At 34.3% G+C, this 23,908-nt stretch carries 17 protein-coding genes and 1 tRNA gene; 11 read left to right on the top strand and 7 right to left on the bottom strand.

The features are described 5' to 3' along the window. Nucleotides 1–5: 5 nt before the first annotated feature. A complete protein-coding gene (locus tag QZ659_RS06890; RefSeq protein WP_291723954.1) occupies nt 6–548 on the bottom strand; it encodes a redoxin domain-containing protein in 543 nt (180 codons plus the stop codon). Nucleotides 549–765: 217 nt separating this feature from the next. Here QZ659_RS06890 and QZ659_RS06895 point away from each other — a divergent pair, with 217 nt between their 5' ends. Both QZ659_RS06895 and QZ659_RS06900 read left to right on the top strand, forming a co-directional pair. Beyond that, nucleotides 766–1,137, top strand: a complete 372-nt coding sequence (locus QZ659_RS06895; protein WP_291723957.1) for an effector-associated constant component EACC1 — start codon at nt 766–768, stop codon at nt 1,135–1,137. An 82-nt stretch (nt 1,138–1,219) separates the two neighbouring features. Beyond that, nucleotides 1,220–3,037 (top strand): caspase family protein, encoded by a 1,818-nt coding sequence (locus QZ659_RS06900; protein WP_291723959.1) that lies wholly within the window; start codon nt 1,220–1,222, stop codon nt 3,035–3,037. A gap of 16 nt (nt 3,038–3,053) precedes the next feature. On the opposite strand, the gene QZ659_RS06905 is transcribed toward QZ659_RS06900, so the two are convergent. From QZ659_RS06905 to tsaB, 4 genes are all read right to left on the bottom strand, one after another. Next, nucleotides 3,054–3,719 (bottom strand): GldM family protein, encoded by a 666-nt coding sequence (locus QZ659_RS06905; protein WP_291723962.1) that lies wholly within the window; start codon nt 3,717–3,719, stop codon nt 3,054–3,056. Nucleotides 3,720–3,731: 12 nt separating this feature from the next. After that, on the bottom strand, nt 3,732–4,715 hold the full coding sequence (locus QZ659_RS06910) for a hypothetical protein (protein WP_291723965.1): 984 nt from the start codon (nt 4,713–4,715) through the stop codon (nt 3,732–3,734). Nucleotides 4,716–4,812: 97 nt separating this feature from the next. Next, nucleotides 4,813–7,293, bottom strand: coding sequence for a BamA/TamA family outer membrane protein (locus QZ659_RS06915; RefSeq protein ID WP_291723967.1), 2,481 nt, complete (start codon nt 7,291–7,293; stop codon nt 4,813–4,815). A gap of 24 nt (nt 7,294–7,317) precedes the next feature. Next, entirely contained in the window at nt 7,318–8,049 is a 732-nt protein-coding gene (tsaB, locus tag QZ659_RS06920; protein ID WP_291723970.1) for a tRNA (adenosine(37)-N6)-threonylcarbamoyltransferase complex dimerization subunit type 1 TsaB, read from the bottom strand. A gap of 279 nt (nt 8,050–8,328) precedes the next feature. Between tsaB and QZ659_RS06925 the strand changes: the two genes are divergently transcribed. From QZ659_RS06925 to QZ659_RS06960, 8 genes are all read left to right on the top strand, one after another. After that, nucleotides 8,329–9,288: an MlaD family protein gene (locus QZ659_RS06925; protein ID WP_291723974.1), complete on the top strand. Its 960-nt coding sequence runs from the start codon at nt 8,329–8,331 to the stop codon at nt 9,286–9,288. A 69-nt stretch (nt 9,289–9,357) separates the two neighbouring features. Continuing rightward, a complete protein-coding gene (locus QZ659_RS06930; protein WP_291723977.1) occupies nt 9,358–9,969 on the top strand; it encodes a hypothetical protein in 612 nt (203 codons plus the stop codon). Between the two features lie 302 nt (nt 9,970–10,271). Further along, nucleotides 10,272–16,394: a S8 family serine peptidase gene (locus QZ659_RS06935; RefSeq protein ID WP_291723980.1), complete on the top strand. Its 6,123-nt coding sequence runs from the start codon at nt 10,272–10,274 to the stop codon at nt 16,392–16,394. A gap of 350 nt (nt 16,395–16,744) precedes the next feature. Further along, nucleotides 16,745–17,629 (top strand): hypothetical protein, encoded by an 885-nt coding sequence (locus QZ659_RS06940; RefSeq protein ID WP_291723983.1) that lies wholly within the window; start codon nt 16,745–16,747, stop codon nt 17,627–17,629. Nucleotides 17,630–17,805: 176 nt separating this feature from the next. Further along, nucleotides 17,806–17,887: transfer RNA gene (locus QZ659_RS06945), tRNA-Leu, on the top strand. Nucleotides 17,888–18,133: 246 nt separating this feature from the next. Beyond that, the gene (locus tag QZ659_RS06950) at nt 18,134–19,573 is read left to right on the top strand and encodes a trigger factor (RefSeq protein WP_291723986.1); all 1,440 of its coding nucleotides are present in this window, start codon (nt 18,134–18,136) and stop codon (nt 19,571–19,573) included. A gap of 219 nt (nt 19,574–19,792) precedes the next feature. Further along, entirely contained in the window at nt 19,793–20,284 is a 492-nt protein-coding gene (locus tag QZ659_RS06955) for a hypothetical protein (protein WP_291723990.1), read from the top strand. Nucleotides 20,285–20,370: 86 nt separating this feature from the next. After that, on the top strand, nt 20,371–20,829 hold the full coding sequence (locus QZ659_RS06960) for a beta-carotene hydroxylase (protein ID WP_291723994.1): 459 nt from the start codon (nt 20,371–20,373) through the stop codon (nt 20,827–20,829). Here the strand turns inward: QZ659_RS06960 and QZ659_RS06965 are convergent. Beyond that, complete coding sequence (locus tag QZ659_RS06965) at nt 20,826–21,242, bottom strand: hypothetical protein (protein WP_291723997.1); 417 nt, start codon at nt 21,240–21,242, stop codon at nt 20,826–20,828. The genes QZ659_RS06960 and QZ659_RS06965 overlap by 4 nt on opposite strands. Nucleotides 21,243–21,594: 352 nt before the next feature. Then, on the bottom strand, nt 21,595–22,416 hold the full coding sequence (locus QZ659_RS06970) for a VanW family protein (RefSeq protein ID WP_291724000.1): 822 nt from the start codon (nt 22,414–22,416) through the stop codon (nt 21,595–21,597). 126 nt (nt 22,417–22,542) lie between these two features. On the opposite strand from QZ659_RS06970, the gene hemG reads away from it, so the two are divergent. Beyond that, nucleotides 22,543–23,907, top strand: a complete 1,365-nt coding sequence (hemG, locus tag QZ659_RS06975) for a protoporphyrinogen oxidase (RefSeq protein WP_291724003.1) — start codon at nt 22,543–22,545, stop codon at nt 23,905–23,907. Nucleotide 23,908 lies beyond the last annotated feature (1 nt).

The following is a 23,908-nucleotide window of genomic DNA, read 5'->3' on the forward strand; positions in this document are numbered from 1 at the left end:
ACTTTTTACAAAATGGCTTCTATTTTTTCAAATGGCAAGTGGTCGGAAGCATTGTTACCATAATAGGCTTCTACTATATTTAGATTCTCATCTAATAAAAAATCTGCTGGAATGGTTGTTATTGTTTTTTCGTCTGTTTCTATACCTAAACCCATTTCTTTAGCTTTATTGAAGGTAGCTCTTCTTTCAGCAGAAAGCATTGTTCCTAAAAACTTGAATATTGAATTTTCTACACCATATTTTTGATACATTATCCTTTTTTCATCACTAATAATTGGAATAGGAGAAACCTCTTGATGGAATATACTACGTAATACCACTTCCTTTTTAGATTCTAAGAAAAAAATCATTTCTAGTTTATCTTTCCAATTTTTATTTTTTCTAGTAAGTTGATGTATTCTAAAATTACAAAAAGGGCAAGCTACATTTCTAAAAAATGAAATGAGTATTTTTTTATTTTTGCTCTTATAAGAAGATAAATCAATATTTCTACCATACACATCTTCTAAAGCAAAAAGAGGAGCTACTTGACCGTTTCTTAAACGCATAAATTTTTATTGAGTTTTGAGGATTCTGATTGAATAATTCAAGACAGTAACGATTTTTTACAAAATTGGTTACTTAGCCGAGTTAATTACCATCATAGATTAACAAAACATAAGAATTTGACTTTTATATTTATGTAGTTTACTAAAAATAGCCTATCTAAACACATTCTTTTTTTATATATTGCGTTTTAAATCTTTTCTCTAAAAATATTCTATTATGAAGACACTAAAGATACACGTTTTGGCAGACGAACAAAGCAGCCAAGAAGCCAAAAACCTAAAAAATTGGTTAGAAAACGACGAAGATTTTGATTATCAGAAAATAAATCAAGAACGTGCTGCTTTAAAAGAAGATGAAGCTGGTGGAGCTATGGAAGCTACTTTGGCAGTTGTTTTGGGTGCGCCTGCTGTGGTTCAGATGGTAAAAGCTCTTCAGACATGGTTCAATCAAAGAGGACAAACGAAAAGAGGAGAAGAAATAACCGTAGAGCTTGAAAAACCAGACGGAACAAAACTAAAAGTAAATGCCAAACAACTCAACGACCAATCTGCCGAACTAATAAGAGATTTGTCTGATATTTTGAAATAATGTATTCGAAGCTATTCTTTATTCGTAATTTTTAATTTTTAATTAGCTACGCTGATTATTACATAATTCATAATTGATATAAATGAGGTTAATTGATGCAGCAAAAACACAAGCCGTTTTGGTGGGCATTAGCAAGTATGATGCTGATGAGTCGCTGCACGACCTGCCTGCTGCAAAAACAAATGTTGATACTTTAGAAAAAGTACTGGCATCTTCTACAGTTGGAATCAACAAAGAAAATATTACTACCCTTCATAATGCAGGGCAGCCACAAGAGATTTTGAAAGTCATCAAAACGGCTGCTCAAAATGCTTCGAAGAGTTTGGTAATTTATTACTCTGGACATGGAATTTTAGATGAAGATTTCAATCTGTATTTGAGTACGAGTGAAAGTAAAGTAGAAGATATTTTTTTTACTGGTGTTTCTATTGATGCTATCAATCGTGTTATTCAGAAAGAGAGACTTTTGGTAGTTTTGATTTTAGATGCTTGTTTTAGTGAAAAAGCCTTTGAGCAATTTCGCAAAACGAATTTCTATGTACTAGCATCTTCAAAGAAAAATACCCCTTCAAAATATCCTCCAGCAGAAGAATATTCAGCATTTACAAGCGAATTAATCAACATTTTAGAGAATGGAATCAATATTCGCAAAACAGAACTTGCTCTGCGTGATATTTACCTACAATTAGAGAAAAATCTAACTTCAAAAGGTTTTCCACAACCTCGTCAAGCCAATACGAATTTGGTGCAAGAGCTTATTTTTGCTAAAAATAACTCAAATACAGTTGTTCCTTCTACGCAGCTCAACCGAAATATTATTTTGCCTGTTTTTTATGCTGTGGCAAAATATCGAAATATTCAAATCGGAACTGTGATAGAAAACGATTTAGACATCGAAAATCCGTTTGCAGAAGACGAACTAAGTGCCTATTTTGAAGATGATGAAGGAGATACAAATTATAGTGAAAACCTTCAACTCACACAAAAGGCAAATCAGATTGTGCGTTATTTTCCTTTGTTTATTGCTGAAGAACTCAAACGTCTCTTTGCGCCTTCGCCTTCCGAACAAGAACGCAATTTGGGTAGAATCAATCAGATTTTGCGTACCTATTTTTCTACAATGCGTTATATCTGCTATCTTCTTTTGGCAGAGCTTTGGGACGAGAAGGTAAAAAGTAATATTCCCATTTCAAGTACATTTCAATCACTTTTCAAAGAAATTGATAACCCTACACCTTCCATTTATTTACCTTTAATAGAAGAAGTAGTAGAAATATTTTTGCAAAATGGGAAAACACCCTACATTTCAGAACTAACAACTTGGAAAAAAGAATTTGAACAAGATAACTTTAAAAATGCGTATCTTTCTTTAGAAAGTCTTTATCAAAACTGGCGTACACAGGCTGCCACTTGGAACATTGAAAAGGTAGAAGAAAACTGCTTAGAAGCTGAAAATCATCTGACTACGATTTTGGAACAACTTGCATTTCTAGCCAAATATGAACTAATTTCTATTAGAAGTATTCGTGTAATTAAACTCAAAAACAGAGACGCCAACTTTGTTCATTCTTTAAACCATCTTTTTTCTGACACCAATCAGTCTGGACAAATCAAAAAAGAACCTCTGAATTTTTATACAGATAGTCATTCTGTTTGTATTACCAAACAGACCAATTTAGAAAATGAAATACTGAATCTTTCGCCTTTATTTTTCGATAAAAACACTTATACCAACAACATTCCTAGTATTTATTTTTACGAAAGAAAAGACAGCATTACTGGAGGTTATTCTTATCGCCCTACTTTTTCAAGAGATGTAGCTGCCGAACCACTTGCTTCTACAAGTGGAGATATTCGCCTTTTAGAGCTTTTTGAAGCGTTTAAGAATAGTCTTTCTTAATCCACTTTCTTACTATTTATCTTTCAAAAGATTCGATACCATAATCATAACTATGAATTGCAGGATAGCACGTATAGTGGATGCTTCCTCTAAAATTCATTTGTTTTGGAGTAAATCTCTCAATGATTATTTTCCATTTTGCAGTAGGGTTTTGCTTAAATAGCTCTCTTATTGTAAACCACTCTTGTTGAGTAAGTTGCTGTTTCTTTTCGGTAAATAGCTCGCTTATTACTACCTCATTATCTCTTACTAAAATTGCTGTAAAATCAATACTATAACGAGAATCTAAAGGGCAATTTTTTAGGAAGTCTTTATCAGGTTCTATATCGATTCGCAATCTTTTAGGAAATTTATCTTTTGTCAAAACACATTTTATTTCAGGTTTGGGAACTAACTTTACATGATATTTCTGCCTAAAAAGCTCTTTTCCATTATATAAAACATATAATGTAGATTTGGCAGAAGTAGGAATAATAATAATTTTAGAAACTGAATTGTTAATTACTTTTCCTCCTTCTACCTCAAAAGTAATTTTAGTGGTGTCTATATCTTTTGGATAGCTTATGAGAATTTCATTTGCACATTTTAAATATAGGCTTGTTTTTGTAGAGTCTATTTGGGCATTCACAAAATGAGAGTAAGCAAAATAAGCCACAAAAACAATAAGAGTTCTAATTTTCATTTTGAAAGCGTATTAGTAATTATAAATTTCCCCCTCCTTGCGTAACTTTTCTATTATCTCTTGCTGCTTTGCTTTATTGTTATTTTTGATAGCTTCATAATAAGGCTTTATAATAGCAGCAGTTTCTGTATCTGAATAGCTACTCGTAACTATTTGATATGCCTTTTCAAATTCTGGGTCTATTTCTTTGGTCTGATAATCAAAAAGAGGCGTATTGTCCATTCCAAAAACTAACGCATTGAAATACATTTTCTTATCCAATTCTATAACTTCGTTTAATGAAGGATGAAAATTAGGATTTTCTTTCATAAATTTTTCTGCCCATACCACACGTTCTGCCAAACGAGTTGGAGAAATAATAAGTCCTCCATCACTAGCAAAAACTTCTTTGGCTTCCTTATTTTTTTGAACCAAATACTCTTTCATAGCAGGAGAAACTCTATCATAAAAATATCCCTTCAAAAAGTCTCTATTTTGTAGAAAATAGGTTGAGCCTTCTTCCATTCCAATTCCAAAACCATGACTAGCAAGCTCTTTATTGTACGCTAACATTTCTGGAGAAGCATCTTTTCCATCATTATAACCGTTGTAAATTCCTGCAATAGAATAATATTTTTCGTAATCTCCTGTCTTTTCAGTGTCTTGAAAGTGTTGTTCTCCTAGATTAATAAGTAGGGAATTATAAAGATTATTAAAGACTAAAAAACCTTCATCAGCCTGTTCTGGAGTTGCATTTGAATAAAGTTCTTGAAATTTTTCGGCTGCCTCTTTAGAAGAAGACATTTGTGTAGTATCTAAAGTAGCTACGAAAGTGCGATATTCTTCTGTTGGATTGATTGTTTCTACTGTTTCTTTTGTAGTTTCAGTAGAAATAGAATCATTTGAAGTAGATTCAGAAGTTTGGTTTTTATTTTTTTCTCCACAAGAAAACAATAATCCAGTAGAAAAAGTAAGCAGAACTATAAAAGATAAAGAGTGTAAATTAATATTTTTCATTAGTACAGAAAGTAGTTGAGTTTAGAAATTAGTTAGACCTAAATTTAAAGAATAACTTTAGTCATTGAAAATTTATTTTTAACAGACTTATTTTTTATCAGAAAGGATAACCAATAGCAATATTGACAGCAGAATTTTGAAAAGGTCGGCGAAAAACATTGTTACCTACCCATCTGTCTGAAAGGGGAAGTGTAGGGTCATACATACGTATTCCTATATCAGCACGTACAATTAAGAAAGAAAAATCTAGTCGAAGTCCTACACCTGTATTGAGTGCAATTTCTTTCCAAAAACGATTAAGTTCAAACTCCGAACCAGGGCGAGCATCATCATTTGAAATCATCCACACATTTCCTGCATCAAAAAAAATGGCTGTTTCTACATATTTCATCAAGTCCCTACGCCATTCTACTGAAAGCTCTACTAATAGTTCTCCCGGTTGTTCGAAACGAGTATCATAATCTCCATTAGCAAGACGTGGAGAGTATGAACCAGGCCCAAGTCTTCGTGGTCGCCAAGCTCTCAAACTATTGCCTCCTCCTACAAAAAAATACCTTTCATAAGGCAATATACTTTCTCTACCAAATGGTTTGGCAATTCCCAGTCTGGCACGATATGCTAAAATGCTTTTCTTTCCTACAGGTTTGTAGTATCTAAAATCTGTATCTGTTCTGAAAAAACGATAAAAAGTAAGCGTGTCGCTCAATATTTCAGTTGAATCAATAACATTTCTATTATTTAAGCTCAAAAAAGAACCTCCATACTCGGCAAATTGTCTGAAATAACGAGCTACTCTTCTTTCGTATAAGTTATCGTTGTAGGTATAGCTTCCTCCAACGGTGGTGGTAAGCGAACGGCTAAAGTTGAAGATAAGATTATTACCATTGGCTGCCAGTTCTTCCAAGTTTTCTAAAAAATTAGGATTAATACGTGTAGTGTTGGTAATCAGTACATCAATAGCATCAATTTGATAGGTTTTGAAAGGAATTTTGTTCCAATTATAACGCATGGCAAACTGTGCATTTGTACGTGTATATTCGGGTCGGTCGGTGTTGGAAAAACCTATTTGAAACCGTGTTCTAGCATTATATTTCCCAAAACGTTGTTGTATTCTTTTAGAAAATGGAAATACAAATTGAGGCAAAGTAAGATTCGTGCTAAAGTTGAACTGCTGGGTTCGAAGGGCTTGATTCAAATCTACTTGTAATCCTTGAATAGCAGCTTGATATTCTATTGCTCCACGTCCGTTAAACTCTAAAAGTTCTCCCCCTCCAAAAATATTTCGGTTGAGTAAAGACACACTAAAGAAAGGACCTGGAATGATTTGCGCTACATTTATTGCTACTCCCCCCTCCAAAGAGAGATTGTATTTTGTATGCGAGTTGGCATAAATGGTTGTTACAAATTTTCCTCCAGTAGTATCATGTCGCATATTAACAAAGCGAAACATATTCAGCTGTGTGAGCGAACGCTGTGTTTCAGCTTCGTGTTCTTGATTGTAATAACGATTTGGACGGAGCTGAATTTTAGTATTCAGAACTCTTTTCGAATAATTTTGCTCGTATTCTAAATATTTTATACTGTCATATTTTGAGTATTTAGGTTTAGTTTTAACAACACCAAAAGCATTTCCATCAATAATTACTTTTACAGAATCTACTATAAAACGCTTATGTTTTCTGTTTTTTTGTGTCAGAGTTGGTAATGGATTTTCAATAGCAATCGTAATATCTGACTGATAGGGAGCATCTTGAATAAGAGAATCTACATCAAAGAATACAAACTGTTTGGTAAAGTCAAAATATCCATTGCTACGCAAATGAGTAGTAATGCGCTCTCGCTCGGCTGCTAAAACTGACTCATTATACCTATCGTTTCGGTTGAAAAGTCGGTTAGTAGTATCTGAAAATACAATTTTTCTGATAGTAGAATCTTCTATCTGATAGTCTATATCTCGTATAATTTGTGCTTTGCCTTCGTGTACCTTATAGGTAACAATCACTTTTTGAGAATCTTGTCTATGATAAGAGATTTTTGGGATAACTGTACTTGAAAAATAGCCTTTTTGCTTTAGAGCCAAACTCATCTGGTCGGCTGTCTGTTGCATAAGTGTAGTATCAAAAATAGCTGGTTCTTCTCCCAACGAACGCATAAACCAGTTTCCATTTTCTATTTTATCATTTGCTTTGAGGAGTTTTTTCTCATATTTATTTCTAATTCGGTTTCGCTTATTTATTTCTTTTTGGCTAGTCGCATTCTCATACTCTGCCAATTTTTTGTCGTATTTGAGTTCTAGTTCTTCTTTTTCTCTGATAAACTCTAAAGAATCTTGTGGAGTATAATTACTTTTCCCCAAATAATAAAAATAGAGATAGGGTGTAATGGGTAGGTACAAAATTCGTCTGTTGGGCTGCTGACGATAATACACTGATAGTTCATCTTCATCTACTTTTTTAGTTCCCTCTATTTTCTGATTATAGAGCAATTTTTCATTAGAGGAAAGATATTTTGTAGGCACACAAGAAACTAACCCCATGAGAAATAAAAACACAAGAAAAATAGAAAGATTTTTTTTCATTAGCTTAAAAAATAGCAAAACTGATTACTGATTACTGGTTATTGGAAACTGCTTTTTAGCTGTCGTATAAAATTCTTTTCCATAGTTAGGCTCAAAATATGCCAAGTCTTCAAACTCCTGATTTTTATACTTCTCAATGGCAAGTTTTCCAACTTCTCTTGCTGAAGAAAGTTTCTCAGAAATGAATATCGCATTTTCATGATTGATTAATGCTTTACACTTTTGTAACTTTTCCTCATTATCTCCAAAAAACAAAATTTTATTTGAAGCAAGTTCTTTTTTAAAGCTATTCTCATCAATAACTAAGGCTGTCTCATTTAAGACATAATTCAAATCAGTATCAAAAATTGCTGTAAAAACTTCCATTCTACGAGCATCCATCAGAGGACAAAGAAGATATTCATTTTTATCTTGTGTCTGATTTTTTAAATCTTTAGCCAAACTTCTCAGCGAAGCAGCCCACGCTTTTAGCGACGGAATACCAATAAGAGGAATATCAAGTCCAGTACAAAGTCCTTTTGCCGTTGAAACACCTATGCGAAGTCCAGTATAAGAACCTGCTCCCGAACCAACAGCAATAGCCTTTAAGTCTGAAAATTTGGCTTGTGCAGTTTTCAAAACAGCTTCCACCAAAAGTGTAAGGCGTTCGGCTTGTTTTCTTTGCTCATGAAGTTCGTGTAGGGCAAGCAAATTGCCTTCTGTGTCGTGAAGAGCGACCGAGCAAATATGAATAGAACTCTCTATACTCAAAATCATAACTTTATTCTCTCTTTTTATAGGTTCAAGATGGATGTTTGTACTATCAGACAACAAAGGTAGAAAAAATAGAAGGCTAAATTTGTTTAAAATAATTTTCATTCTATTATTTAACTTCTAAATTTGTAAGTAAGTCAGAGAATAGTCTGTACTTCTCATACTAACCATTTTTATCCGTACAAAACAAAACTAGAAAAGAAACGTTTTGTAAGCAGATTTGATTTAGGAAGAACCTAAAAGTCTATTTTTTTAACATTATATCATAAAATTCCATTTTTTGTGAAAAACATATCCAAAGAATTTAAAGTCGGTTTGCTTGTAGTAGTGGCTGGCGCAATGTTGTATCTAGGTTTCAATTTTTTAAAAGGACGTGATTTTTTTAGCAGAGACAATACCTTTTATACTTTCTATGATGATATAGATGGTCTGACAGTATCCAATCAAGTTATTATTAATGGATATGCCGTAGGACGTGTTGATAAAATTGAACTTCTACCAGAGCAAGGCAATAAACTACTTGTTACGCTAAAGATAAAAAAAGACATTAGTGTAAGAGAAGGCTCTCAATCTATGCTTGCTGACGGAGGTCTTTTAGGAGGAAAACAGATTAATCTTACTCTTGGAAAAGGTAAAGAACTAGAATCTGGAGATACCCTCAAAGGGGGGGTAGAATTAGGTTTGACAGACTTGATTGCTGAAAAAGCTGACCCACTTGCCAAAAACATAGACTCAACAGCTTTAGTCTTGAAAAATATGTTGGTACAATATGAAGCGATGAGTGGAACTGTTGGAGAAATATTAGAGAATACTAAAATGACAACAGCAAGCATAAATGGAATTTTGGCAGACAATCGCCAACAGCTTCGTAACATTACAGCTAATTTAGCTGCTCTTACAGCTTCTTTGAAAGATACAGAAGCACAATTTAAACCCATAATTGCTAAACTAGATAATTTTGCCAATTCTCTTAATGAACTAGAAGTAGGAGAAATTAGTAAGAAAAGTAATGAGCTTTTGGCAGAACTCAACAAAACTACACAAGCTATCAATAATGCTGATGGTTCTTTGGGAAAACTCATTCATAGCGATTCGCTGTACCAACAACTCAATTATACTGTATCTGATTTAGACAGGCTATTAATTGATTTGAGAGAACATCCACAGCGTTATGTGCATTTATCTGTTTTTGGTAGAAAAAATAAAGACGATAAAAAAGATAATGATGAAAATGGTAAGTAAAGTTAAATAGCTTATTTTCAAGGTAATTCATTGTTAATTCTCTATTTTCCATTATCAATTAATTTACAGATGCTAAACGAGAGTGAACTTTCCATACTCCTACAAAACAAATCTGTCAGAGAGCCATTAGATACTCTGAGAAGTAGTTTTTTTTCTACTTATACAGAAATTCGTCCCCTAGATGAAAAAGATTTCTTTGCTCTTACTCTGCTTGCTCCCTCTATTGCAATTGCACTTGCCAATGGAAGTATAAGTTTGTTTGAAGAACTTAGCCTTACTAAAAAAGCTCGTATGCTCTCTCGTCAAGAGAATGCGTTTCGTACGAACGACCCACTTTTGGCAGCTTTAAAACAACTAATTAAAGATTTCGGACGTTGGGAAAATGGTTTTTATGAGGCTATAAAAACAGCTATGTATTCTTCTCTTCAACAAAATGAACTCCTTTGGCAACATCTACACGAAGAAAAATCAGTAAGTCAAAACTGGAAAAATGATGCTTTAAATGCTCCTTATGTGTTGGTTAAATTTCTAGTGCTTCTATTTTTAGAAGAAGAAAAAATTACAACCACTCCTCTACTCTCCCAAGTAGAATACAAAAAGTTATTAGAAATTGGAGAAAAACTAGAGCTTACCAAATTTCCTATATTCAAAAGTTTTTGTAGCGTTTTTGATGTGAGGTAGAAGTTGTTTAAGACCTAAAAAAGACTTTAAAACACTATTTTACAATTTTGTAGAATAGTGTTTTTTGTATTTGTCTAATCATTAAAATATTCTCATCTCATGATTTTTTTTAACTTTTCTTTTTTTTTTTTTATACCTTGCCATAGCTCAAAAAGCAAAACCACAATAGTTAGTTGATTAACTATTATTCTTATTTTCCTATTTAACCTTTATACAGAATGGATTTTCAATACAACCTTGTTGTTTCCTGTTGTAGAAGAGTAAAATCAATCCAAAAAGTATTAGCTATACTTTTTCTAGGTATGATTACTTTGATACACTCTCCAGAAGTGATGGCTCAAAATACCTCTCCTTCTTTGCGACTAAAATCATCTACGCAAAAGTATGTTTCTAACACTCAAGATTTTATAAAAACAAAGTCTTTATTTGAAGAAGCTTTATCAGACAATCATTATTATTTAGTGGTTCAGTTTAGTACTTTACCTTCTCATAAAGATAGAGAAGCCTTAAAGACTAAAGGTATTGAACTTATCCAGTACCTTCCCGATTTGTCTTATACTGCAAAAGTGAAAGCAAACCTTCCAAACTCAGAATTAGAGGCTCTCATTCAGAATTATCGTATTCATGCTTTTGTAATTCTTTCTACAACTCAGAAAACACAAGAGAGGTTATTACAAAATGATATTCCGAGTTGGGCAGTTCTTTCTGCCAATCAAGTAGCGCTACAAGTAATTCCTTTTAATAAAATAGATGCAGCAAGAGTATTTTCAGATGTACAACGCTTAGGTGGAGAAGTTTCTTACCAAAGTAAAGTAACAGGCAATTTTACAATAAACCTACCTCAAGAAAAAATAGCAGACCTTGCTGAGTTGCCTTGGGTCTTGTGGGTTGAATCTGTGCCAGAGCCTCCAAAAGAAGAAAACTATTATGGAAAATCGGCTCACCGTTCAGCTATTCTGAATTATGGTGCAAGAAACTTAGATGGCACAGGAGTAAACTTAGGTATTTGGGATGGAGGAAATGTAGGTCCACACCTTGATTTCTCTGGACGTGTAACATTAGTGGAGAATACTTCTGCAAGCGACCATGGTACACACGTTGCTGGTACTATGGCAGGAGCAGGTCTTTTGAATCCTCGTCATACAGGAATGGCTCCTAATGCTTTGATATTTTCTCATAATTTTAACGGAGATATAGCTACTGAAATGCAAGATGCTATTGACAATCATGGAATTGTGATTACTCAAAATTCATATGGATTCAGTGCTACCTGTTCAACAGGCGACCCTTATATGATTAATAATAGAGAACAAGACTTACTTGTTAATAACAACCCACATCTTGTACACGTATTTTCAGCAGGAAACTCACAAACTTCTTGTGCAGGTGGATTTGGTACTACAACTGGAAAAGCTGCTAAAAATACAATTACGGTTGGAGCTTTAACTAATAATGATGTGATTACTGGTTTTAGTAGTTTTGGTCCTGTGGAAGACGGACGTATCAAGCCAGAAGTAAGTTCTTTTGGAAATGGTGTAGTTTCTACTGAGCCTAATAATACTTATGCTGCAAATAGTGGTACTTCAATGGCTGCACCAGGAGTTTCAGGTACAGTAGCGCAGATTTATCAACGTTATCGCCAATTAAATACTGGAGCAAATCCTATTGCTTCTTTGGTAAAAGCAGTACTCTCAAATAATGCTGATGATTTAGGAAATGTAGGGCCTGATTATAAATATGGTTTTGGTAGAATCAATGGACTTAAAGCTGTAAAAGCATTAGAAGCAACTAATTATGCTGTAAATACAGTAACTACTGGAGGACAAAATGATGTTACCATTGCTGTTCCTGCTGGAGTACACGAAGTTAAGGTAATGCTTTGTTGGTCTGACCCTGCTGCTGCTGCTAATGCAAACCCAGCTCTAATTAATGATTTAGATTTAGAAGTTTTAGACCCAACTACAAATACTTGGTTGCCTTGGACTTTAGATGGAGCAAACCCAAATAATGTAGCTGTAAGAGGAGTAAATACAGTAGATATTATCGAACAAGTAACTATTCCTACTCCTACTGCTGGAACTTACACGCTTCGTGTAAAAGGAACAGCTGTTACATCTGGAGCAAATCAAGAATACGCTCTTACTTGGACAGTTACTGAACCCTATATAGAAGTAACTTATCCTTCGGCTGGAATGACATTAGAACCTTCTGCCTCTGAACTTATTCAGTGGGATATGGAAGGGGTTTCAAGCACAACTTCTGTTGAATATTCTTTAGATAACGGAGCAACTTGGACAGTAATTAATGGTTCAGTGCCTGCAAATACTCGTCGTTTGAGTTGGACTGTTCCGAATACAATGACTAATGAAGCTAAAATTAGAGTAACTTCTAATACACCTTCTTTAAGTGCAGAAAGTGATGCTTTTGCTATTATAGGAGTTCCTACTGGGATTGCAGGGTTGCCTTGTAGTGGTGCAGCTATTTTATCTTGGACAGCCGTTCCAAATGCAGATGAATATATTATTTATCAACTTGATGAAACTACAGGAGCATATAATCAGATTGGAACAAGCAGTACTACATCCTTTACAGCTACAGGACTCACAGGACTAACTTGGTTCAGTATAAGAGCAAGAAATACTACTACTGGAGCAACTAGCCAACGTTCTTTAGGTTTTTCTATTACACCAGGTGCTGGAACAGGAGCAGACTTAGAACTAACAGCTATAGTCAATCCTGTACAAGGCTGTGATACAAGAACAGCTACTGAACCTGTTACAATCCGAATTAAAAATTTAGATTGTTCTGCCATCACGAGTGGAACGTCAATTCCTGTATCTTATACTGTAAATGCAGGAACTCCAATAAATGAAACACTTGTACTGTCAAGTGATTTGAATGGAGGAGCTTCTGTAGATTATACATTTACTGCAACGGTTGATATGTCTGCTTCTGGAGCTTATGTATTGACAGCTTCAGTTAGTCTTCCTGCAGATACAAATACAGCTAATGATGAAATTACAAACCATACTGTACAAAACTCTCCTGCTATAAGTACTTTACCATATTTAGAGGATTTCGAAAATCCGAATCCAGCAGAGTGTTGGGATATTCTTGATGAAGGTGCTGGAACAGGTACTTGGCAATATGGGACGAATCTAGGTAGTGGAGCTTTCTCTATTCCTTCTGGCAGTCAGTACGCAGCAGCAAACGATGATGCTTGTCCTAGTCCTGGGTGTGGAACTCCATATCGTTCTTGGCTTATCAGTCCAAAATTTGACATGTCTGTGTATTCTAGCCTAGAACTTAATTTCAGAGCTGTATTTTTTACAGCAACTACTCCGATTGATTTGGGAGAAGTTAGAGTTAGTACCGACAGAATCAACTGGACAACGATACACTCTATGACACGCCAATCTAACACTTGGCAAAATATTACTCTTAATTTGGATGCTTATGCTGGCGAACCTCAACTATGGATAGCTTTTTATTATGATGATTTAGATAACTGGGGATATGGCTTTGCTGTTGATGATGTTACAGTAAGAGAAAGGTCTTTACAGTTAGTAAGTTTATCGCCTGCTCATACATCGACTAACGTAGCTGTTAATACTGCATTAGCTCTTACTTTTGACCAAGTTCCTGCCGTGGGTTCAGGTTCAATTACTCTTACAGGTGGTGCTAGTCCGATAGTTGTTCCTGTAACTGGGGCAAATACTTCTGTAGTTGGAAATACTGTTACAGTAACTCTACCTTCAAACTTAGAAAATTCTACTACTTATTCAGTGGATGTTCCAAGTGGTGTATTTACTACAGCTGGTGGTTTAGCCTTTGGTGGTGTTACTCCTGCTAACTGGCAATTTACTACACAATCAGGTGATTCAGATTCTAGAATTGTAGCTCCTACCACTATGCCTACTGGAACAACTATTTCATCTCTTGCTACCAACTCTGGAAGTGCAGTAGAAGTATTTGCTTTTCAAGTAGAAGATTTAGCTACTGCTGATGCTTTTCCAACCATTGCTACACAATTTGACATTGTAAGTGGAGCATCTAATACAGTTACTGATTGGACAACCCAACTACAAGGTGCAGAACTTTGGGCTGGAGGAAGTCAGATTACAGCAACAGCTTCTATTACAACAGATAGAATACGTTTTACCATTCCTGTAGGAAATGCAAGCACAGCAAATGGTGCAAGTACTGAATATAGCTTAAGAGTATTTTTAAATACTACTGGTATTACAGATGCTGAAGTACTACAATTTGCTATTCCAAATAATGGACATGGTGCAACTACTGGTGGTAGCACTTCTCAATTTGCAACTACTTTTCCTGCTGATGTTATTTCTAATACCTTTACTTTAGAAGTAATTGCAACTCAACTTTCATTTGAAAATGTTCCAGCTAGTGCTTTAGTAAACAACAACTTCTCTGTTGGTGTGAGGGCTACTGATGCCAATGGAAATATTGATAATGCACCAAGAACAGTTACTCTTCTTAGAGATGGTGGAACTGGAACTGGAAGTTTAAGTGCTGCTTCAGGACTGGCTTCTCGCAATCTAGTAAACGGTACTCTAACTTGGAGCGACCTTCAATTTGATGCACTTGGAGAATATGGATTAAGAGTAAACGATGATGCAAGTCCTCTGACAGCATTAAGTTCTTTAATCAATATTGTTGCTCCTAGTGGTGGTGGTACGCCTCCATCAGTTTCTACCCCTACTCGTTTCATTGCAACTGCCTTAGATACTGCTACTATTGAACTTTCTTGGGATGCTGCATCAAATGCAACAGGTTATAATCTATATCATAGAAATAATTTGATTGCTACATTACCTGCAACAGCTACTGCTTATACTCATGAAGGATTAATGGAAGACACATATTACAACTATACTCTTCAAGCCTTTAATACAAGCTCAAATGCAACAACAGGTGCAAATACAGCTACTTACCCTAAAGCTCCAGTGTTATTAGAAAAAGTAGATGCTTGTGCTGGGTCAAAGGGTGAAATTACAGTTTCTAGTACACACAGAACAGGAATTATTCATTGGTATGCTTCTGAAACTGCAACAGAGCCAATTCAAGATAATTCATATACTTTTGAGACAGAAAATCTGACTTCTGCTCAGACTTACTATGTTTCAACAATTGGATTAGAACATGAAAGCCAAACAAGATTAGCTGTTACTGTGGATGTAAAAGCAGTTCCAGTAGCAACTATTTTAGGCGATTTGAACCGTTCAACATGTGAAAACTCTATTACTTTAGAAGCTCAACAAGCAACTACTGGTACAGATGTTACCTATGTTTGGTACTTGAATGGAACACAGGTACAAAGTGGCAGCGAACCTACTTATGAAGCAACTCGTAATGGTTCGTATTCTTTACGTGTTGTAAGTAACGGATGTGTATCAAATGTTTCTGAAAGTGTAAGAGTGAAAGTGAAAGATATTGCTCCTGCTACCATCACACAAGGTGTTAGTGCTGTTTTCTGTGAGACAGGAACACTATCAGCTTTAGAATCAGAAGATGCTACTTATCAGTGGTTGTTAAATGGCAATGAGGTAGGAAATACATCTACTATTTCTGTATCAACTTCTGGCACTTATACGCTAAGAGTAAGCAGACAAACTTGTACAGAAGAAGCTCAAATCGTTGTAGAAATTCTATCTTTCCCTACAGACATCACAATTTCTAGCGATAAAACAGAATTCTGTGCTGGAGATGAAGGTGCTACAATTTCTGTACCAGAAGTTCCAAATGCTACTTATACATTATTTAGAAATGGACGTAGGTTGGGAGCTCCATCACAAAGAAGAGAGTTTTCTGTAAGTACTTCTGGAGAATACTTCGTAGAAGTAGCTTTAAGTGGAAACTGTATTTTCCTTACAGATACAATCAGCATAGACAGACTTATTATTCCTACTGTAAGAATTAGTGTTTCTGATAATATTGCCTCACTGGTATCAGAAGGAGAAATTGTAGAAGTAGAATGGTTAAGAGATGGAGAAGTTGTGAGTACATCTACCACAACAACTCTTGAGTTGACAGAAACAGGTAATTATTCAGCACGAGTAACTTACTCAACAGGCTGTCAGGCTACTTCAAGAGCTGTTTTCTATCGCAAACCAGACCCAGTAACAGGTATAGAAGATGAGTTGGCTAACTGCTGCACAGTAGTTTATCCAAACCCTGCTAGTTCAGAAGTATTCTTAAAGCTCTCGGCAGAACTGCAAGAAGAATGCACTATTACTCTTACTGATGGAATCGGCAGAACATTGATTACGAAGCAAATTTCTAAAGAAGAAGCGACCCAAAATATTCGTTTAGATATTAGCAATTACGCTTCTGGAATCTATTTTATCAATGTAGTTACACCAGAAAAAACACTTTCTTTCAAAGTATCGAAAGAAAACTAAATTCTAATTATCTGTAACTATAAAATGAAAAAAGCAGAGTTCTTTTCGGAACTCTGCTTTTTTGTGTAATATCATTAATTCCTGTGATGAATAGATGTTTTTTTTAAACTGTTAGCTTTTTATACTAAAGTAATTACTAAATTTCCCTTTTAACTGGCGCAAGATTTTATCTTGTGTCTATCTATTTCGTCAGCATATGCTGACAAAAAAGAGCGTCCAAGCAAAATGCTTGAACGAGAGATGATGTCGTCTCCAATAAAAAAATATATCAAAAGAAGAATAGTTTTTAATAGCAAATTTGTATTTTGGATTTGATTATAAAACCTCTCCAATATCTGAAACTGTCTCTCATGAAAAAAATCTACCTTCTCTTCTGCTTTTGCTTTTTTCTATCTACCACTTGTCTTGCTCAATTTGGGCAAATAGAAGCTGGCGCAAGAACCTACGGAATGGGCAGAACCTCACTCACTACTTCTGATGCTTGGGCAGTTTTTAATAATGTAGCAGCACTCACAAATGTAAAACGAACAGAGGCTTTTTTAGGCTATTCTAATCGCTTTACACTCTCTGGACTAAATACTTTACAAGCAGGAGGCACTTTTGATGCTTTATTTAATGGTAAAATGGGAATAGGTGTTACTCGTTTTGGTGATGATTTGTATAACGAACATCGTTTGGCTGTTGGTTATGCTCACAAAATCAGCAATATGAGTATTGGTATTCAAGCCAACTATCTGCAAACATCTATACAAGGCTACGGCACACGCCATAATTTTGCTTTAGAAATGGGAGGATTGGCACAGCTTTCTGAAAAACTCTTCTTAGGGATGCACATTTTTAATATCAATCAAGCGAAAGTTTCAGATTTTGAAGATGAAAGAATCCCAACAATGATGAGAATTGGAATTTCGTACCGTCCTGTAGAACGTGTAGTTTTGAATATCGAAACAGAAAAAGATACAGAATATCCTGCTTCTTTTAAGGTTGGTTTAGAATACAATGTTGCTAATTGGAATGAAAATAAAATATTTGCTAGGACAGGAATTACCACTGAAGAATTTTTAGCTCATTTTGGAGTAGGATACTATAAAGGAAATTTCGGTTTAGACTACGCCTTTACTACACTTCCACAAGTAGGATATTCGAATCATATTAGTTTAATTTATCGTTTTGGAAAGGCTAGAAAATCGGATAAGGATGCTAATGAAGAAAATGCTGTTCCAGAAGCACATTAAATACAAAAAAAAGTTTTATACACACAGAAGTTTACTTTCATTGTAAAACACTGATAATCAACAAGAAGTGTTTGATTGAATTATTTCTCAAAAAAAAAATTGCAAAATGAACTAAAATAATTGTGAAATAGTTTGGATATATCAAATGGCTGTACTACTTTTGTATCACAATTCAAGCGGATGTGGCGAAATTGGTAGACGCACTAGACTTAGGATCTAGCGCCGCAAGGTGTGTGGGTTCGACTCCCTCCATCCGCACTATTTTTATAAATATTGTAGCAATACAGATTTATAAAAACGACGGGTTTAATAAAAACAAAATTTCTCTTATTTCTCTTAAACTGAACTTAGTTTGATTGCCTGAATAAGAGAAATTTTTGTTTATAATGACTTTTGAGCGAAAGTTATATATTAAAAAATAATTCATTTCATCACGCAGGATTACATTTTAAGAGTTTAAAAAAACAATAAGAACTATGTAATTCTAAAATTTTATAGACCATCGTGGAAATTAAGTTAGAAAAAAAGAATGAAACCAATGCTTTTATTCATGTTTCGGTAAAAGAAGAAGATTACAAAGCTAAATTTGATAAAAAACTAGAAGATTATCGCAAACAGGCTTCTATCAAAGGTTTCCGTCCAGGAAAAGCTCCTATGAGTTTGGTAAAGAAGATGATAGGAAAAGAAGTGAGAATGGACGAAGTAAACGATGTAGTAACTAAAGGAGTAAGTGATTATATCCAAGAAGAAAAACTAGATTTGCTCGGTGCACCTATACCACAGCCTAAAGATACTAACTGGAGCAAAGAAAAAGAATTTGAGTTTTCTTATGAAATCGGATTAGTTCCTGACTTTGATTATGACATTTCTGAAAACGTTAAAGCTGATAACTATAAAATAGACATTACTACAAAAGAAGTAGATAATTATATAGACAACCTCCGTTCTCGTTTTGGAAGTGTAGAAAACCCAGAAGAATCTGAAAAAGGAGATTTTGTCTATGGAGAAATTTTCCAAATGGGAAAAGATGAAGAAGGAAATGAAACAAAAACATTTTCAGTAGAGACTCTTATTCCTACAAATAAAATTGCAGACTCTCAAGTAGAAAAGTTTGTAGGCGTAAAAGGAGGCGATAACTTTACTTTTGATATGGCAGAAGCTCTTCCAAATGAAAAAGAAAGAGGTTTTGCATTAGGTATCGAAACTGAAGATGCAGCCAAACTTTCAGGTGAGTTTACAATGGTAGTAGAAAGCATTACTCGTCGTATTCCTGCTCCATTAGATGAAGAATTTTTTAAGAAAATAGGAGCTTACAAGCCTGCTAAGCCAGAGCCAGTAGTTGAGGGAGAAGAGCCAAAAGCAGAAGAACAAGAGCAGCCAGAACCAGAAGTAATGAATGAGGAAGAGTTTCGTGAAGAAATCCTGAATCGTTTGAAAGAAGATTATGCCAAAGAAGCAGAAGCTCTTACAGATATTTATCTTCGTAGAAATTTGATAGAAAATACTAAAATTGACCTTCCAGACGAGTTCTTGAAACGTTGGTTGGCTTTTGCTAATGAAGGTAAATTTACAGCAGAACAGATTGAGGAAGAGTATCCAGAATTTGTAAAAGAAATGAAATGGTCTCTTATCCAAAATCGTATTTTGAAAGATAAAGAAGTAGAAATCACAAGAGAAGACATCATTGCAGAAGCTCGTAAGGAAGTTCAAAACATGATGATGCGTATGGGTGGAGGAATGCAACTTCCAGAATCTCAAATGGATAGCATGGCAGAGAGTTTCTTACAAGCAGATAACGGCAAACACTACCAGCAAATAGCTACTCAAGCAATGCGTCAGCGTTCTATGGAAGCTGTTCGTGAGTCAGTTACCCTAAATGACAAAGTAGTAACTGAAGAAGAATTTGCTGAAATTGCTGAGTCTTTAAACACTCCTGCAAAATAAGCTGAAAAGTATTTCCATAATAAAACCCCTAAAATCTAAAATTAGATTTTAGGGGTTTTATGTTTTGGCAAGCCTAATAATACTTTCACTATTGAAGTATTGGAAGAAAGAAGCGAAAGACAAAGAAATTTTAAAGATTCTAAACTGACTTTGATTGAACCTTTCCACTTCAAATCATAGTTCTATAAAAAAATAGTCCCTCAAAGACAATATAAAAAAATGAGTTGGAAAATAGTAGAACGAAAAATTGGAAAGGCTGGTAATCTCAAACAACGCCAAAAACGACAACAAGAATGGAATAAAAAATATGGCGATAATTGGATGATAGGTTATATAATCGATGGAGAATTTGTATCACAAGAAGATGCGCTAGAAAACGTTTATTATGAAAGTTACAAACAGCATTTTGAAAATAACCTAGAAGATTTAGAGGAACTGATAAACACAGCCAAAACACTCTCCAATCCACACTCAAAGGCTACTGGAGGTGTAGATTTACAAGTTCCTGCCATTATGAGTTACTTGAATAGAAATAATTTAGAACTAAAAGGTAATGAAGTCGTAGATATTGGAACGTATGGAGAAGTCTCTCACAAAATAAGTGTTCGCCTAAGTCCACTGACTATAAAATGCTCAGAAAATCCAAGAATGACATTAGAAAAGTTTTGGCAAGACAAAAAATGTCTTGCTATTTGGGATACTTCCTTATAAGTAAAAATTTATATAAAACCTTATTCTTAAAATTAGAGTTACCCTTCAAGTTTTGAATTTTATTTTTAAATTTTGAATTTGTAGATATGTTATCTCTTTGGCAAATTATTTTGGTTATTGTCATTACAGCTATGTGTATGGAAGGCGTAGCGTGGTTTACGCATAAGTATATTATGCACGGTTTTTTGTGGTTTTTACACAAATCTCATCATAAACATCACAATCATTTTTTAGAAGTAAATGATGTCTTTGCTTTAGTTTTTTCAGTGCAATCTATGGCAATGATTATGTTTGGACTAACCTACCCCAAATGGAATATTTTGTTTGCATTAGGAGTAGGAATCGCACTCTATGGAATATTTTATGCTGTTTTCCACGATATTTTGGTACATAATCGCTTACCCTTTTTAAAAATTAATATACAAAATCCATATCTCAAACGCATTGTCAGAGCACACGGAGTGCATCATCGTTCCCATAAGAAAGATGATTCGGAAGCATTTGGTTTTTTGTATGCGCCTAAAAAATATGACAAGAATAGTTAATTATCAGAATTATTTTTACTCAATATCCAATCTTGTGCTCTTTCAATATTCTTAAAATATTTTAGACAATAGGGATAATTCATATTTTCAGTTGCTTTTATAGCTACCTGAACACCTATACGATGCACAGCATCTTGTGGAGGAATCATTCCCACAACAATTTCTTGAGCAAGTTCTCTGAAGCACCTTGGTAAAAAAACAGTTATCTGCCAAGTACGAGCTTGAAGTGAGTTGTATTCAAAGCTAGATAAATCATAAATCCAATAGCTACAAGTATGCTTTTTAGCTTCTGTCAAAATATTTTCAAAAAAAGTTTTATATTCATCAAGAGTCATGTGTCCATGCATTTTCATGAGTAAAATATCTTTTTCTTCATTGTATTGAATTACACTTTGATTTGTTGTAGGGTGCATAGTCATAGCTTGTGAAATTTGGATAGAATGGTTTATCGTACTGCATATAACACTGCAAATTTAGATGCATTTCAAGATAGAAATAGACTTTAAAAGTTAATTTAATTAACTAACCACTTATAAATAGCCCGTATTCATATTAAATTTTAGATTATTCTGATGAATTTCTTCTTCTATTGCATAAGTAACAATGAATTTAATATAAATTATAGTTTAATTTTATATTAAAAATCAAAATTTTATTTGGTTCACACTTTAAAATTCAGCACATTGAGTTGTTCAATCAATTTTTTATTAGCAAAATACAATTTTTACTTACAAGCAATATTTGTTGGTTCATTTTGCATCACCATTACGAGATGTCAAATTCCTTTGGCACATACTTTACCCTAGCAAAGTTCTTGGTAATCATTTCAGTAGTTATAATTTTACCACTCTGAAATTTTAATATCTTATTTCTCCATATCTCGTTAGCTCTGAAAAACTCTCCATCTTGTTTCAAAAACCTATGATTTTTCTCAAATACGTGGTAAGCAAAATCTAATTCTTCATTTACCCTAATTTCGCCTTCAAGGAGTTTATCGGTCAGCCAAAGATTTATTTGAAATGTCCATGGCGTATTGTTGGTAAGCTGAAAATCAAGATAGTTGTAAAAAACGGTTGCTCCACTAGCAAAAGGTAATACTCGCCCGTCGTCTGGAAAAGGGTCGTAGCTATGATGATGGCGTTCGTTAATGGTAAGTGGAGAGTGTAGAGCTAGCCAATGTAATAGATTCGAACTCTGACAGATTCCTCCACCAATTCCAGCTTTTGCCTCTCCAAAAGAGAGTTCCATGCCCATTTTGTATCCTTTCTTTTTTGTCGGAAGCCCTACTGTTTTACAAAAAGAAAAGGTTTCATTGGGCTTTACAAGTGTTCCATTGATTTTTTGGACAACAATTTCTAAATTTTTGATTTTGTTATATTGGAGTTGCATATCCGAATCTCCTAGCTTTTTAAGTAGTTTAGATTGGTGTTTTTTAACCCTAAAAGGTAACTTATTTGGTTGTCTTTCTTTTGTATAGGTTTTTGAATCTAACCACCACATTAGCTTTCTTCTCCATCTTTTTTCCCAAATAGAAATAAAATATAAAGCTGGATGATATTGTGATAAGAGTTTACGTCTTTTTTTCATGCTGTGCTTCTTCAAGTTTATTACTATCTACAAAAGTATCCTTTTTGCTTCTTAACGAATAACTTTTTATTTTCGTAGAGTAATTTTTCTATCCAAAACTATTTTCAATTTCCTTTCTCTTTTACAATGATAGCAATCGTCGGTGCAGGTATTTCAGGACTTTCTTTAGCTTGGCATTTACATCAAAAAAATATTCCTTATCAAATCTTTGAAGCTAGTAGCGAAGTAGGAGGGTACTTGAAAACTACTCAAATGGGAAAAAACAAGGCGTATTTGTTTGAAAAAGGAGCAAATTCGCTATTGATGGACGATGAAATCTTTGATTTTATACAAAAATCTGGTTTTGAGAATGAGCTTGTCTATGCTAATAAAGTCAGTAAGAGTCGTTTTATTGTTAAAGATGGAAAACCCAAAAAACTACCTACTTCACCACAAGGCTTACTCTTTAGTTCATTTTTTTCTCCAACAACTAAAGCCAAAATTTTTAAAGAACTCTATTCAAAAAAAGAAGAATTAGACCCTAAAATTACAGTAGGAGATTTTTTAGAAGAACGTTTTGGAAAACAGTTGGTAGATTATGCTGTAAGTCCTTTTGTTACAGGAATCTATGCAGCAGATGCCTACCAACTTTTACTCAAATATACTTTTCCAAAAATTACGGAATACGCTGAAAAACATGGTTCTATTTTGAAAGGTTTCATTAAAGAGAATGGTGGAAGTAGAAAACAATCTGTTTCATTTAAAAACGGAATGCAGTCTTTTGCTAGACATCTAGCAAAAAGCATCAATGTACAGTACAATCATAGAGTAGTTTCTCTGAAAAACAGTGACTTTATTGAGCGAAAAAATAGACGTTGGGTATTAGAAATAGAACACGATTATAGAGGGCAAATAACAACAGAAAGCCTAGAGTTTGACAAAGTTTTTCTGACAACACCACCTTCAGCAACTGCCAATTTTTTAGAACCTCACTTTGAAAAACTAGCTCTCACTATCAAAGACATTCATTACCCTACTATGTGTTTGATTCATAGTGTGTTTAAAAAGAAAGATGTAGGTTTTGAATTGAATGGTTTTGGCGCATTGCATCCAAAAGTAGAAGGTCTTTTTTCAGCAGGAACAATTTGGAGTAGTAGTGTATTTGAAGGGCGTGCGCCCAAAGATGAAGTTTTGTTTACTGGTTTTGTAGGAGGCAGACAGTGGCAAGAAAATGCAGAACTTCCCAAAAAAGAAATTTTGGAAAAACATACTGCCGAACTCAAACAAATCTATGGAATAAAAAAAGCCCCTGTTATTCAACAGTTTATAAGATGGGAAAAGTCTGTTCCTCAGTACGACGAGCAGATGCTTCAAGTAGAAAGACAACTCAAACGACTTAAAAAATCGGATATTTATATTTGTGCTAATTGGTTTGGAGGAGTTTCGGTAAGCGATTGTATTAAAAAAGGACGAGATTTAGCGTTGCAGTTTATCGCAGATTCAAATTTATGAT

Source organism: Bernardetia sp., from assembly GCF_020630935.1.
In the GTDB taxonomy this organism is placed as follows: Bacteria; Bacteroidota; Bacteroidia; order Cytophagales; family Bernardetiaceae; genus Bernardetia.